Raw genomic sequence first — 14,856 nt, 5'->3', positions numbered from 1 at the left:
GGTATTAATTGGTTCCGCTCGTTATTTCCTCTGCCTTTATTAATGCTTCATAGGCATTAACAATTCCACCGGAAACCGAAAGTGTTGAAAAGGGAACCAATTGTTCTGTACCCGGTAAGTAGACTTCTCCATTTTTTGGTTTGGTGGAAGTATTCATTATGATTTCTTTTACTTGTGCTGCAGTCAGTTCCGGATAATAACTCATTACTAAAGCAGCTACTCCGGCTACCACTGGCGAAGCCATACTGGTTCCATCATTTGCTTTGTATTCATCATAAGGGTAGGTAGAATACACCTCTACTCCCGGAGCAAAGATATCTACATTTTCAACTCCATAGTTGCTGAATACTGCTGTTAGGTCTGCACCTCGTTCCCAAGAAGACGCTCCAACGGTAATAAATGAAGTTGCATAACCACCTGACTCATAATATTTGTTGGGGTAAGAATCAGTACTGTCAATATTTTCGGAATCATTTCCCGCTCCGTTTACTAACAAAACACCTTGCTCATCGGCGAATTTAACGGCTTCATCTACATAGAATTTTTGCGGAGAGTATCCTTTACCAAAGCTCATATTAATCACTTTCGCACCATTTTCTACCGCATAGCGGATAGCATTGGCAACATCCTTATCACGTTCATCTCCATTCGGTACCGCTCGTAAAATCATGAGTTTAACATCAGCAACACCATTTATGCCTACTTCATTATTTCTTACTGCTCCTACAATTCCTGCTACATGAGTGCCGTGCTCATAGCTAGCTCCTTTAACATCATTATTTCCATAAAAACGATTGGTCAAATCTTCATAATCGTCTCCAACAATATCTCTTGGATCAAAGTCAGGATTCATGCCATAATCGTTTAGTCCCTGGAATTGTTCTACAGCTTCTTTTAAATCATTTTCGGTTATATCATTTTCTCTTAATACGGTAGCTAATTGTTTAGCCTGAGTAAGGTAGGGGCCGTCGGTTACCTTTGGTTCGATTTGATCAGCTGTGAGTGAATCCATACTTGATACCCCAAGTATTTGTTTAGCACCCATTACGGCTTGCTCTATATTCTTGAGCTGAGTTAGGTTTTGCTGTACATCTAGCTTTTCGTACTCATATTCAGCTACGATTTTTTGGTAGTACTCATATTCTTCTTTTTCTTCGGCTGATAATTTTTCAGGATCTATTCCGGCGTATATATCAGAAAGCTTAGTATATAATCGTGTTACTTCATAGGTATCTTCATCAACGCTTCTACCATCCGGTCCGCCAATAAAATTCCATCCATGAATGTCATCGATATAGCCGTTTCCATCGTCATCGATCCCATTTCCAGGAATCTCATCTTCATTTACCCAAACATTTTCTGCAAGGTCTTCATGTTCTACATCGGTACCTGAATCAATGATTGCTACTATTACTTCCTGCTTAGGACTTTTCTCTTTGAGTAGCTCAGTATATGCTCTTTCAACTCCGGTACCATAGTAGGGAATCCGGTCTGTTCCAGTGAGGTGCCAATCCTCAGTTGCAGTCAGCTCAATTGACTCGGCTGCTTCATATAATAGTGCTTCCAGTGAAGCAGTATTTGTCGCTTCTCTTGAAGAAGAACATGCCAGGGTTACAATAAACAAAAAGATGAATATAAATCGATAGTGTGAGTACATACCTAAAGAATTATTGAGAAAAATATCGTCTAAGATAACGAATAAAAGTACTTAACGGAGATAAGAAATCTACTCAAGACTCGTAAAATGGTTTTAAAGTGTTTCTCAAGGCTACACTACTCATAGGTCATCCTGAACTTGTAGCTATACCTGTAATGTCTCATACCAATCTATTAATTTAGGATTCTGCTCTTTTACTAAATTCCATTTCCAGTCTTTATGCCAATTCTTTAACTGTTTCTCTCTTGCAAGAGCATCTGTGATCGAATCAAATTCTTCTGCATATACAAGCACAGTAAGTTTGTATTTGGATGTGAAAGTAGAGCTGCTTCCAATTTTATGTTCCCATATTCTTCTGGAAAGATCGTTTGTTACCCCTATATAAAGCGTTGATCTTTTAGAATTAGTTACAAAATATACATAGCCTTTGTTCATATTCTGTAAGATGCTTTACAGAGCTAAGCCTTACAAAGATCCTGAAACAAGTTCAGGATGACCTTGGAGAAGAGCATAGGCTGAAAATCAGGAATAAAGAACAAGGAAATAAGAAGTAAGAAATTGAACATTGAAAAATTGATAATTGATCAATGTTCTTACTTCAAAAGAGGCTAAGCTTTTACTTTTATCAGCAATGCATCAAGGCCGAGCGTAAAAAGAATTATAAAGGCCAATACACTTAAACTTACAAGAGGCTCCCATATCACAAAACCACCAAGGGTGCCCAGTAATGCACCAAGATACTGGATGTACTGCAATTGGTCGTTGCTCGCATTTTTGATAAGTATTTCTAGTCTTTTTTCATCGTATTGGCGAAGGTTATCCTCTACAAGTGCATGAACATCTAGTTGATTGATGAGTTTATAAAGGAGGGAAGTGATTACATCTTCAATTGTACCACTGTGTTTTTCGATGCGATTGGGAAGGTCATCCAGGAAGATATCCAGCTTGTTGAGTCCCTGTTCAACACCTACGGGTACTTTAATCAGAGCTTCCTCTACAATATCTTGCATTTCCTGGCCCTTGAGGAAACTATATGCTTTCAGAGCCACTCGTTCAAAGGAATTTTGCTCGATAGCGCCTTCAATTTGGTCGATTACAGTTTGTGCAAGAGTAGTTCGGACTTCAGGATCCGCAATCATTTCATCCACATAACCTACAACCAATTCCTTAAGATCGTCACGGAAATCAGGATCATCTATAATATCCTTTATATAACCAGTAGCTTTCTCCCGGTATTTTGTGATCGCCTGAGACTCATGGATTTTCTTTTTAATAATCTCAGGATTAATTAAATCCTCAGAAACCGCTCTGGCTAACCGAAACGCAATTCTTTCTTTTTGTGCTGGTATCAGACCCTGACCGAGAATGGGTCTTCTATGCGTAGGGCGGAAAAGCATTTTAATAGCAATCCAGTTAGTAAGGAAACCAATAAAGCCGCTAATACTAAGAACTCGAAGAAGCCCTTCAAAACTAAGAGAGTACCCAAAAATGGATCCTGTGATAGAATTAAAATCCCAAAAAAAGGAGGTTGTAAAACCTGCTAAGAGAAAGAGAGGGAATACATAAAGAAGCTTGATAAGCCACTTAAACTTTGATTCAGATTTTGGTGGAGCTATATGAACTGGAGAAGCATCCAATTCCTTTGATTTGCTTTCAATACGTTCATTTATCAACGACCAAAGCTTGCCAGCATACTTCTTGCTGTTTTCTGTGATGCTGTTGTTTTTCGTTTCCTGTATTTCTTCCATGCCCGCCGATTACGTTAAGGCAATATTAAAGTTTAAGGGGATTAAAAAAAGTTTGGTTTTCCAGTCTTAGTATGACTTATAGAAAAGGTCAAGGTACTTATCCTCTAAGCGGGTCATTTCTGCCTTCTCAGTCTCAGTTTGGTCATCAAAACCAATTAAATGAATAAGGCCGTGAACCAATACTCTTAAAAATTCCCGTTTTGTTGATTCTCCAAATTCGCTGGTTTGTTCTTCAATTCTTGGGGCGCAACAGTACAAGGTTCCTTCAATTGATTGATTGGTTTCATCTTCATCATAGCGGAAGGAAATAATATCGGTCACATAGTCTTTGGATAGGAATTCTTGATTTACCTTGATGATTTCTTTTTCATCTACATAGGCTACTTCAACAAAAGAAAAGGTAACTTTTTGGTCCTTAGAAATTATTTCTAATAGTTTTTCAGCTTCAATTTCACTGAAAGGAAGAGCGAAATCATGTTCGTTGAAAAGTTGGAGGATGGATGCAGATTCTTCCATCAGCTTTAGTTAGAAGCTGAAATCGTCGTCCATACTTTCAGTGAGTGATAAAGCAATACCACACATCATTAAATCTTCTGGAAGAGAAGTGAAATCTCCGGAGATAATTGTTTCATCCACATTCGCATAAAGGCTGCAACCTGCTGCCTGTTCAACAATAAGACCCGAAGTTTTATCTCCTGATTTACCAAAAAAAGTAACTTGTTGAAGGATATCGCTTGCAACAAAGGCAGTGCAATTATGGAGTTGAAGGAAGGTATTGTAAGAGTAAACAGAAACCATATTCATCTGTTCACCATTAACATCTAATCCTAGGTGGATTTCAAGTGCAAGTCTCCGGTTTTCCTCTTCGTTTTTTACTTCAATTCTAAAAACGTCTTCCCCGAGAGGTTTAGGAGTAGCCCCCAATACCTTTCCGATAGTATCAATATTCTCTTTTGTGAACTGGTGAATCATAAGTCAATTTCTTTGCGGTGAATATACAACACAACTGATTAACTAAAAATTAGCTTAAAGAAGTCCATATCTGGTTATCTCTGCTGTACTTTCTTGTTCGTCAGCAGGAAGTAGAGGAAATGGGCTACCTTGCACTAAAGTATTTATGGTAGTGACAAGTTCATTAGCTTCGTCAATATTTCCGGATCGATACAAGGCAAACTGTGTAATGGCAAGATATTGTCTGACCTGCATTACTTCGTCTCCAAAGGATTGCGCTTGTTGAGCGAGTGCATTGATTTGAGGACGAAGCCTGCGCTGTTTGTTGATATCTCCATTTCGGCGAGCTGCATCAAATTCTGCACTTAGTTCTTCAACTCTAAGTTGAGCGCTCATGAAATTTTCAAAACTATTTGTGAACTCCCTTTCAATATTATCTTTGATTTTCAACGCTAACCTACCGGCATCTTCCATTCTATTCAGAGTGATGTAATTGGTAGCAAAAAGTGCCTGCAGGTTGAAATTCTCTTCATCAGGTCTAAATGGAAGTTTTTCCTCTGCCATTTTTAAATAATGAGCGGCGCTGTCTGGTTGATTCTGCGACTTGAAAGTTTCAGCCAGTTGAAGGAAGGTATACCGGTAATTTCCAAGCATTCTGCGGATGTTCTCATCAAAATAAACATCAGGGTTATTCCATTCTGTAAAGCTAAAATTTCGAAGCCTTCTTGTATGGATCTCAGGATCGATATACCCTGTGTATCTTGATTCAGTCTTCTTCGGAATAATGCGGTAAGCTTTACCTTCGGTTCTGAAGTAATCTTCCATCCCAAGCATACTTGGGGTAGAAACAGTGTTAGCAAAATATACAGGGCGTAACCAATCGTTAGATTCAAGTATTTCAAGAATCATTAAATCCTGAACCTGCATATAGTATACGCCATTACCTTGAGCATCTTGACCATAAAGCCTCCCGTTCACTCTCCAGTTCATACTATTATCTAGAGAATCCACAGGAATTTCGAAATCAGTGCCTGTTTGGAGAATAGGGAGGGAAGTATCGGGTTTTACACCAATTGCTTCTTTGTACTCATAATCTCCTGAGAAAGCCTGCCTAAGCATTTCTTTATCAACAGGAATATTAATGTTCTTTGGTTGCCATCGATCAATTCTTGAAGTGATTATATCCACTTCTTCATCTGTAAGATTGATTGGTAATGGAGCAGATTCGTGAGACCATTGGTTCTTTAGCTGCTTGATATACCAATCGGTGTTCAATAAGCTCAAACAAACTATGCGTACGTCTGTTCTAACCCCTTCAACTTCCTGGGCATACCAAAGAGGGAAGGTGTCATTATCTCCATTTGTAAATACGATTGCATTAGGTGCAAGAGAGTTGAGTAGATTCTTTGCATAATCTGGAGCAACGTACCTGTTGCTTCTGTCATGATCATCCCAATTCTGTGCTCCCATTAGTATCGGAGAACCAGCAATACAGAGGGCAATGAAGGCATAACTTACTGCAACATTCTCTTTAGTATATTTTTTAAGGAGATCAATGACCCCGGTAACCCCCATACCTATCCATATAGCAAAGGCAAAGAAAGATCCGACGTAGGCATAATCCCGTTCCCTGGGTTGATAGGGATCCTGATTAAGGAAGATAATGATTGCAAGACCTGTTACTACGAATAAGGCTAAAATAGCCGAGGCCCTCCTCCAGTCTGAGGAGAAATGGAATACCATTCCAAATAAGCCTAAGATGAAAGGAATGAAGAAATAAGCATTATTGGCCCTATTGTTAGGGTATTTAGCTTCTTCAAAACCAGATCGCCATCCAGTATCCTGTATATCTGCTTCCCTGCCTATAAAATTCCAATTAAAATAGCGGATGTACATATGGTTGATTTGGTATTCCCAAAAGAAATCCCAATCACTATCATATCTGGAGTAGAATGCTAAATCCCGTGGGTCGGGAGAGTGGCGACGTGGGAACAGTGCTTCAGCGTTTTGATCTATCTGTCCCGTTACATTATCAAAATTCCTTCCGCTAAAAATTGGGGTGTCTCCGTATTGTTCCCTTTTTAGGTACTTAACGAAATCCTCTACAGTTTCAGGGTCATTTTCATCAATCGGAGGATCAGCAATAGATCTGATCATAATCACTGAGTAAGAGGAATAACCAATTACAATCATCGCGTAACTGATCAGGGCGATATTCGCGAGTCGGTACTTGTTTTTATGTGTGTAGTAAATGCCACCTGCGAGTGATGCCAGCACTATCACAACAAATAGGAGGGGGCCAATGAGACCATAGGTTACATCACCTACTTTTCCAGACCAATCAGGTAATATCTGAATTGTAAAAGGATAGACTACCAGGAATGAGAGAACGGCAATTGCTCCCATTATCGTAAAGGAAATAAGCGTAAAATCCCGCTTTTTGAAATACACAATCAGAGCGACAAAGAAGATAGCCAGCAGGTTTAAGAGGTGGACTCCAATTGCGAGCCCAAACATATAGGCTATGAGTACCAACCACCGCTCATTATAAGGTTTCTCATGATTTTCTGACCATTTCAGAGCAAGCCACACTACGATTGCTGTAAAAAACATCGACATGGCATAAACTTCCGCTTCAACTGCATTAAACCAGAATGTATCTGTGACAGAAAAAGTTAGGGCGCCTACAACTGCTCCTCCATACATGCCTACTTTGTCAATTAGCGACATATCATCGGGGTGCCCTCTAAACTCACGAACCAATCGAACAACAATTAAATACAACAACATCACGGTTAGTGCAGAAGAAAGCGCGCTGATGAAGTTGATGCTTACAGCAACGTATTCTGCAGGCATAAACATTGATGCCAATCGTCCAATAAGTGAGTACAATGGAGCGCCAGGGGGGTGATTTACCTGCAAGCCATGGGCAACAGCAATAAATTCACCAGCATCCCAGAAGCTGGCAGTAGGTGCTAAAGTTAGCGAGTAGATGATGAGGGAAACGAGGAACGTAAAAAGGGCTAAATATTTATTCGTCGCTTTATGATCTGAAAACATGTATGTATTATCCGGCTGATTTTTTGAAGTCGAGCAATAACCTTTTATTTAGCTAACAATGATAGGAATAGCCTTAATCTATTCAAAATTGATAGTATGAATTTACAAAGCAATTGCCCTTCAAAACGAAGCTTTTTGAGCACTATTTTCTAATTAACATTTATTTGCATGGCAGCGAATTCACAAGAACGTTTCTCATCCAAACTCGGACTCATTTTAAGTGTACTAGGTATAGCAATTGGTACCGGAAATATTTGGAGATTCCCCCGAATTGCTGCTCAAAATGGAGGTGAAGATGGGGCAGGGGCATTCCTTGTAGCCTGGTTATGCTTCCTTTTTCTTTGGTCAATACCTTTAATTATCGCTGAATACGGTATTGGAAGGAATGGTCGAAAAGGGGTAATAGGGTCTTTTTCTGAATTGATTGGTAAGAATAAAGGCTGGATGGGCGGATTTATTGGTTTCGTTGCAACAGCGATAATGTTCTATTATAGCGTAGTTGCAGGATGGTGTTTGTTCTATCTAATCCAATCAGTTTCGGGTGGTCTTCCTGATACTTATACAGCTTCACTTCAGGTATGGGAGTCTTTCCAAGGCAATGGATTACCGGTGTTATTTCACGGTGTGATTATGCTTGTAGGAGGCTTTGTTGTTATTAAAGGAATATCCTCGATTGAGCGGGTTAACAAGATTCTTATTCCCTCTTTGCTCGTAGTAATTCTCGTTTCTTTGGTAAAGTCGTTAACCCTTGAGGGAAGTGGTGAAGGTTTAAAGTATTTGTTTACACCTGATTGGGCGACTCTTAAAAGTCCTAAAATTTGGTTAGAAGCATTAACACAAAATGCCTGGGATACCGGGGCGGCATGGGGATTAATCCTAACCTATGCTTGTTATATGAGAAAATCGGATGATGTAACCATCAGTGCTTTTCAAACGGGAATTGGGAATAATGTAATCTCACTATTAGCTGCGGTAATAATCTTCTCTACCGTTTTTGGTACGCTTGGATCTAGCATGAGTAATTCTGAGATATTGGATGTAATGAAGACATCAGGTCCGGCAAGCACAGGGCTTACATTTATATGGATGCCTCAATTATTTGCTTCAATGACAGGTGGAGGTATTTTCTCCGTTCTGTTTTTCCTGGGGCTTACTTTCGCTGCTTTTAGTTCACTTATCTCTATGATTGAACTCGCAGTTAAAGTATTTGTAGAGCTTGGTATGGAGCGCAAAAAAGCAACAATTTATATCGCTAGTGCAGGTTTTCTTTTTGGCATACCGTCAGCATTGAACCTTACATTTTTTGCTAATCAGGATTTTGTTTGGGGGGTAGGTTTGATGGTTTCAGGTGCCTTTATTTCCTATGCAGTCATTTCATATGGAGCTGAAAAATTTAGAAACAACCTGGTTAATACTGAAGAATCGAAAACGAAATTAGGATCCTGGTGGACGATCATAATTCGTTACATCGTTCCTGTTGAAGTGATCACACTGCTGATTTGGTGGATGTATTTAAGCGCCACAGAATATGCACCAGACACGTGGTACAACCCGTTTAGTCCCTTTTCAGTTGCAACTGTATTAGTGCAATGGGCTATTGCAATAGGACTGGTTTATTACTTTAACAAAAGAATAATCGCGAAAGCAGAAGTTAGTTAATTTTACCTTCAATACGCTTTAAAGACTCTCGTATATCTTTTAGTACTTCTACAATTGACTCATCGCCTTGTGAAAGCGTTCCAGTACTTTGATTATCGGTTACTTTATCTCGTTGGTCAAAAACCAATTGCCTGAACTCGTGAGCATCTACAATACCAATTAGGCTCAGATCAGCAGCAGCGGAAGCCGAATTCCCTGCTGTTTCTATTCTAAGAATACTTAATCCCAGTTTTCGTAACAGTGGGCCCTCTCTAAAGGTTATATCCTGAATTTTATCGAGAGGAATGGTCTTTTCAATCTTTACTAGCAATCCTTTTTTAAATCGCAATGAGCGCGTAGTAAGTTCGCAGTCAAGCCGCTCGTAGTATTTATTTATAAAGAAAGGAGCGATGATCAACCAAAAAGGAATTAGTGGAATCGTAATAAATGAGACTAGCAGTATGAAAAGACCATATAGGTTAAGATAGGTCTTTAGCTTTGGGTTAAACTCCGCTTCTTTTAGGACTACAGCTTTTTGGGACATGATATGATCTTTATTAAACAAAAAAGGCGTTCTTAGAACGCCTCAAATAACTCCTTTTTTGAAGTAAGATGAAATTTAGTTTTCACTTAGTTCAGGTACTTTGTCTCTATCTACCAATTTCATGGCAGCCGAATTCATACAGTACCTCAATCCAGTAGGGCGGGGCCCGTCATCGAATACATGTCCCAAATGTCCGCCGCAATTCGAGCAAACAATTTCAGTACGTACCATAAATAAACTTCGATCTTCAAGCTCAACAACTAATGAATCGTCGATAGGTTTCCAAAAACTTGGCCAGCCTGTACCACTTTTATATTTATGATCAGAATCATAAAGAGCCTGACCACATCCAGCACAAACATATATTCCGTCCTCTTTCGAGTCGAAATATTCGTTCACATATGGAAATTCGGTTCCTTTCTTTCTAAGAATACGAAATTGAGAGGGAGTCAAAATCTCCTTCCATTCAGCTTCCGTTTTTTGATATGGAAAAGTAGGAACTGTATCGAGCATAGTTTCAAATGTATGTTCATGGCCTTCATGGTGATGATCCGCTTCAGGAGATTTCGTGAAGGCAAACATCGCCAATAGAACCACGGGCAATAAAAAGTAGACGTGTTTATACATTGTTTTAATTTTTTGATTTAACAGTTATGACTTAATTAATCATTCCTGTCACTTCTTAGCATCACAAAACCATAACAATTTACAGTACGCTTACCAATCTATTTCCCAGTTATTAAAATCATCTTCAAGTAATGGGAGATTCTTTTGATGAAATACTCTTACACCGATTGTGAATCCAACCCAAAATCTATATTGACGACCTCCAGCTGAAGGAGACCATACGCTGTACCAGGTGTAGTCATTGGTATTATCAACCCTGGTAACCTGCATATTTATGCTTGGGCCACCAAAAACAGAAGCTCCGCTTCCAAACCTCTTACCAAGCATATATTTGTAGGTGAAAATTCGATTTTTAGTCTTATCCCAATCTCCTTCAAATAGGTGGAATACACTAAATTCCTGATTCACAAAAAGGGAAGTACTTTCAATATTTTCGAATGAATCCTGAATATTTTTCTCCAATGCAACAGCAACTCCAATTCTATAAACATCTCTATCTAACAAAGAGTTATATCCAAATAGGAAAGAATTATACACTCTGTGTGTTCCTGTTGTGATACCGAGGTCAACAAAGCCTGCATCTGAAAAGCGTGTTTCAACGTTGGCTCTTCCATTTCCATAAATACTCAAAAGACCAATTGGAACCCCTTGGAATTCCCTTGCGATATTTAACAAGCCTATTTGAAGACCAGTAGCTTCACGTGAATAATTTATTGCGGCAAACTGTAAACCCTCTAAATCTCGAGCAATATTCGCTATCGCTGCTGCCGATAAACCTTCTATATTTCTGCTAATATTGAAGCCTCCTGATACTAGAAGTCCGCTTGCATTATATTCAGCGTAATTAAGAACGCCAGATGCTAAAAGACCTTCGATAGATCCTCTGGAAATATTTGCAATGCCCGCTGCTTGTAAACCCGATATATCGTTATCAGCAAAATTAATCCCTCCAGTAGCCTGAAGACCTTCTACATCGTCTCCTGCGTAATTGAAAAGTGGCGCAGCTTGTAGTCCCGATAAATCGCGTTTTGTATAGTTAAATACTCCGGCTGCATGCAAGCCCTCAATATCTCTTTGGCTTATATTTGCGATGCCCGCAAGTTGTAAACCAGATGATCCTCTTCTGGAGTAGTTCACAGCTCCACTTACTTGGAAACCTTCAAGCCATCCATCAGAAAAATTAGCAAATCCGGAAACTTGAATTCCAGTCATATCTCCCTTTGATAAATTTGTAAGCCCGGAAAGATTGAATCCGGCCATATCTCCACTAGTTATATTGGCTAAGCCGGATAACTGGAAACCATTTGCATAATATCTATTGTAATTGAAAAGCGGAGCGATCTCATAACCATCAAGAGCTCCATGATATCCTGCTAATAGATTAATAGAGTAACGTGCAGAATAATCAAGGGTTTTTGTTCCATTGGTACTAATTGGTGGGAAAAGGGTTACTCGCCATTTTCGATATTCCAGATCAGAGGGATAGGTTTGCCCGAAAGTTGGTAAGCTTAGAAAAACCGTAAATAATGATAGAAGAAGTGCCCGTAAAGTAAATTGCATCACTATGGTGCTTTTTAGTTTTTAAGTAACCGAAAGCACTACGATGCTTTTATTAAAAGTTTCAGCACTACTAACTTATAACAGTATTTTACTTTTTTGAGCTACCCATCCAGGACTTCATTCCATAGTGATACTTCTTGGACTTCCGCCAAAAGATTTTCAGTGTCTCCTACAATAGTGATCGAATTAATTATATCACCCTGAGCAATCTTATTAACGATTTCCTGATCTCCTTCTGATTCAACTTTACCAAAAACACTATGCCTTCCATCTAACCATGGAGTCGCTACATGTGTTATAAAAAACTGGCTTCCATTAGTACCAGGCCCAGCGTTAGCCATAGATAACTTACCTGGGGTATCATGTAAAAGCTCTGGGTCGAATTCATCTTCGAATCGGTATCCGGGGCCGCCTCTTCCATCTCCGTTAGGGCACCCACCCTGAATCATAAAGTCTGGAATTACTCTATGAAAAATTAAGTCATTGTAGAAACCCCTTTGAGCGAGGTTTACAAAGTTCGCCACAGTTTTAGGAGTTTTTTCTGGGAAGAGGGTGAGATTAATCGTTCCCTTTGATGTATTGATTTCAGCTTTTAATGACATGATTAACTAGATAGAATGATTGAAAAAAAAATAAAATTCGAATCTACTCCAGGATTTTCGGTACCTGTTTGAGCGTTTGAAATGTGATGGAATTTATAGCCGGCAGCAAAAGAAAAAAAGTGGTTATTTCTTATTACTAATGAGGGCTCTAATTCATAAGTAAAATTAAGCTGCTGTCCTTTATCTGTTGGGAAGTCCTGATTCATTATCATAAATCCTCCTGAAGTACTTAATTGAAAATCAATGTGACGATTGAGCTCATAAAAGGTAGCAAAGCCAATAGGAGAGAACCCAAATCCCGATGCGATATCCTTTTTCCCTCCATCATCTCTTTTCTCGTAATCATAGTAGATATATGGAGAAATACTGACTTGATAATAGATAGGTAACTTCTTGTAGGAATACTTCGTTTTTTTTTGATAACGAACCTGACTGATCGAGGTTTGAGTATTGGGTGTTTTTCCAAAAAACTTAATAGAAATAGGAGAGTACCCAGCCAGAATAGAAAATTTATGATCTTTATTAAGTGATATTTTTTCTTGTGCTATCAGAGTATCGGTAAGTACTAATGTCAGTATTAAAACAAATAATACTGAACCCTTACAATTAGGCATTAGAATCTTGTTTAATTTTTTTTAAGTGTTCAATGGAAGAGAGTGCCCAAATCAAAATCCAGGCTGACCCCAGATAATAGTTTTGACAAATAAACAAGATTAGGGACGAAAGAAAATAAATAACATGATAGAACCAGATTGGTACTTTTTTTTTTGTTGATTTCGTTTTTATTAAATCAACAAAAAGGAAAAGGATTCTGCCAAGTAGCAAAATCCCTGTATAAATCCAGATTGTAATTTCAAGTCCGGTACTGTTAGTAAAGCAAAAAAGGCTGATTATTAGTAAAGCAAGAATGTCGATTACGACATACTTAATCCAACTCATTTAATCTAAAAGTAATCCTCTTCTTCAGAAGTTCCTACCAAAGAAACATCTCTGGCTAGTAAACCTTTATCGCCCGAATCCAAAAAGAATTCCACTTTTTCACCGCGCTTCAGCTTTTTAAAGCCCTCAGAATTAATTTCAGAATAATGAACAAAAATTTCTTCATCCATTTCAGAGCTTATAAAACCATAACCTTTAATGTTGTGAAACCACTTAACAGTTCCGGTTTGTTTTTCCTTAGACGACATATTTTTTTCCTTATTTCTGGCCCGACAAAGACAGTAAACAAATAAAACGCTAATACCTATGGATATCAAGTTAGAATTTAGTATTTCAAATTATTAGTGAATACTAATCTTATTGATCCAGATAATATTTGTTTTAAGTTGTCCGGATCTAGAACTATTAACGAGTTCTGATTCCCAAGGGAAATCGTCTTCAAATTCCATATTTACAATAAGCCCCTCTATTTCGACGATACTTCCCTCTCTTATACTCTTTACTTGTTTGGCAATCTCTTTTGAAGACGGAACAAGATGCCATAGATCAATTTGTTTGTATACATCATTTAAAGGTAGGGGTGGTGATGAATAATTCAGATCATAATATCTATCGCTTAATGAAAAGTGTAAGTACTCAAGGTTTCGTTCGTCGGAAAGTTCTTTCCATCCAACTAAAATATCTACTGGTGAGTATTCTCTCTTTGAATCAAAATAGTACCTTCTTTTTTTAAGTACTCTTACTTCTCCCGAAATCTTTCTCAAAGGTGTGACAGTCGAGTATTTAAAAGAGAAGGGCTTCTCCCAACTAAGTCGTTCAATAGTAGGTGGGGTATTTACCAGCTGTCCTGGTCCATGATTAATTGGGAAAATAGTCCAAACATAAAAACTTGAACATGCCACTATACCTAGCAGTATAAACCTCAGCATCGCGTTCTCCTTCTTTTCTTGAAAGAGGGGAGACTTATCCTATATGTTACATTAATTTAATTGAGAGAAATATCCTAGAGGTCGTGATAGGCTAATATAAATGCCTCTAAGTCTTCTACGTAAAAGTTATTTAGAGCCTTTATTCCATTAGTAGAAAAAATGTCCTCAAATCCAATTTCTGGGGTATTTAAATAATTGAAAGAGAGTTTACCGTTTAAAAATTTTACTTCAATTATTTCATCGTGTGAATATTCGATTTTATTACTTTCTAGATATGTGGTGTAGCTTGAAATAAAATTTCCTTCAGAATCTTTGAAATTGTTTTCTTCGATGGAGTTTTGATCTTGAAAATTTTTGTTTGCTATATCTCTAACTCGTTCACTTACGACCATATATATCGATGTCTCAGTAATTCCCAGTCGTACTTCATTGAATTTGTCAGAGATTTCGAAGAGAATCTTATCTGTACTTGGAGTTTCGGAGGCAATTAAAGTTGAGTGAGAGATAAATAGATAGAATAGAGCAACTCCGAAGAAACTCAAGAATTTTGGAAAGGTTAGATTTTTCATATTTAAAAGTACTTTAATCCCGAATTCTAAAA

At 38.2% G+C, this 14,856-nt stretch carries 16 protein-coding genes; 1 reads left to right on the top strand and 15 read right to left on the bottom strand.

The annotated features are described in order from the left end of the window. Nucleotides 1-4 precede the first annotated feature (4 nt). The 6 genes from ED557_01485 to ED557_01460 all read right to left on the bottom strand — a co-directional run bounded on the left by ED557_01485 (nt 5) and on the right by ED557_01460 (nt 7,416). Nucleotides 5-1,657 (bottom strand): peptidase S8, encoded by a 1,653-nt coding sequence (locus ED557_01485; GenBank protein RNC85473.1) that lies wholly within the window; start codon nt 1,655-1,657, stop codon nt 5-7. 144 nt (nt 1,658-1,801) lie between these two features. Next, nucleotides 1,802-2,092, bottom strand: a complete 291-nt coding sequence (locus ED557_01480) for a GIY-YIG nuclease family protein (GenBank protein RNC85472.1) — start codon at nt 2,090-2,092, stop codon at nt 1,802-1,804. 173 nt (nt 2,093-2,265) lie between these two features. Beyond that, nucleotides 2,266-3,405, bottom strand: a complete 1,140-nt coding sequence (locus tag ED557_01475; GenBank protein RNC85471.1) for a DUF445 family protein — start codon at nt 3,403-3,405, stop codon at nt 2,266-2,268. Nucleotides 3,406-3,471: 66 nt separating this feature from the next. Then, nucleotides 3,472-3,921, bottom strand: a complete 450-nt coding sequence (gene ybeY / locus ED557_01470) for an rRNA maturation RNase YbeY (protein ID RNC85470.1) — start codon at nt 3,919-3,921, stop codon at nt 3,472-3,474. Nucleotides 3,922-3,930: 9 nt separating this feature from the next. Further along, nucleotides 3,931-4,377 (bottom strand): hypothetical protein, encoded by a 447-nt coding sequence (locus tag ED557_01465; protein RNC85469.1) that lies wholly within the window; start codon nt 4,375-4,377, stop codon nt 3,931-3,933. A gap of 54 nt (nt 4,378-4,431) precedes the next feature. Continuing rightward, complete coding sequence (locus ED557_01460; GenBank protein RNC85468.1) at nt 4,432-7,416, bottom strand: DUF2723 domain-containing protein; 2,985 nt, start codon at nt 7,414-7,416, stop codon at nt 4,432-4,434. A gap of 168 nt (nt 7,417-7,584) precedes the next feature. Here ED557_01460 and ED557_01455 point away from each other — a divergent pair, with 168 nt between their 5' ends. Beyond that, the gene (locus tag ED557_01455) at nt 7,585-9,075 is read left to right on the top strand and encodes a sodium-dependent transporter (protein ID RNC85467.1); all 1,491 of its coding nucleotides are present in this window, start codon (nt 7,585-7,587) and stop codon (nt 9,073-9,075) included. On the opposite strand, the gene ED557_01450 is transcribed toward ED557_01455, so the two are convergent. From ED557_01450 to ED557_01410, 9 genes are all read right to left on the bottom strand, one after another. Beyond that, nucleotides 9,068-9,598: a PH domain-containing protein gene (locus tag ED557_01450; protein ID RNC85466.1), complete on the bottom strand. Its 531-nt coding sequence runs from the start codon at nt 9,596-9,598 to the stop codon at nt 9,068-9,070. The genes ED557_01455 and ED557_01450 overlap by 8 nt on opposite strands. A gap of 75 nt (nt 9,599-9,673) precedes the next feature. Next, the gene (gene msrB, locus ED557_01445; protein RNC85465.1) at nt 9,674-10,225 is read right to left on the bottom strand and encodes a peptide-methionine (R)-S-oxide reductase; all 552 of its coding nucleotides are present in this window, start codon (nt 10,223-10,225) and stop codon (nt 9,674-9,676) included. 90 nt (nt 10,226-10,315) lie between these two features. Continuing rightward, nucleotides 10,316-11,785, bottom strand: coding sequence for a hypothetical protein (locus tag ED557_01440; GenBank protein ID RNC85464.1), 1,470 nt, complete (start codon nt 11,783-11,785; stop codon nt 10,316-10,318). A 101-nt stretch (nt 11,786-11,886) separates the two neighbouring features. Continuing rightward, nucleotides 11,887-12,390, bottom strand: a complete 504-nt coding sequence (locus ED557_01435; protein ID RNC85463.1) for a peptidylprolyl isomerase — start codon at nt 12,388-12,390, stop codon at nt 11,887-11,889. Continuing rightward, nucleotides 12,390-13,001, bottom strand: coding sequence for an acyloxyacyl hydrolase (locus ED557_01430; GenBank protein ID RNC85462.1), 612 nt, complete (start codon nt 12,999-13,001; stop codon nt 12,390-12,392). Before ED557_01430 ends, ED557_01435 begins: the two co-directional genes overlap by 1 nt. Next, nucleotides 12,994-13,326 (bottom strand): hypothetical protein, encoded by a 333-nt coding sequence (locus ED557_01425; protein ID RNC85461.1) that lies wholly within the window; start codon nt 13,324-13,326, stop codon nt 12,994-12,996. Before ED557_01425 ends, ED557_01430 begins: the two co-directional genes overlap by 8 nt. A 5-nt stretch (nt 13,327-13,331) precedes the next feature. Next, nucleotides 13,332-13,574, bottom strand: a complete 243-nt coding sequence (locus ED557_01420) for a cold shock domain-containing protein (GenBank protein RNC85460.1) — start codon at nt 13,572-13,574, stop codon at nt 13,332-13,334. Nucleotides 13,575-13,667: 93 nt separating this feature from the next. Further along, nucleotides 13,668-14,255, bottom strand: a complete 588-nt coding sequence (locus ED557_01415; protein RNC85459.1) for a hypothetical protein — start codon at nt 14,253-14,255, stop codon at nt 13,668-13,670. A 74-nt stretch (nt 14,256-14,329) separates the two neighbouring features. Then, the gene (locus ED557_01410) at nt 14,330-14,824 is read right to left on the bottom strand and encodes a hypothetical protein (protein ID RNC85458.1); all 495 of its coding nucleotides are present in this window, start codon (nt 14,822-14,824) and stop codon (nt 14,330-14,332) included. Nucleotides 14,825-14,856 lie beyond the last annotated feature (32 nt).

The sequence above is a fragment of the Balneola sp. genome (assembly GCA_003712055.1).
Classification (GTDB): Bacteria; Bacteroidota; Rhodothermia; order Balneolales; family Balneolaceae; genus RHLJ01.
This window is presented reverse-complemented; position numbering and strand designations above follow the sequence as displayed.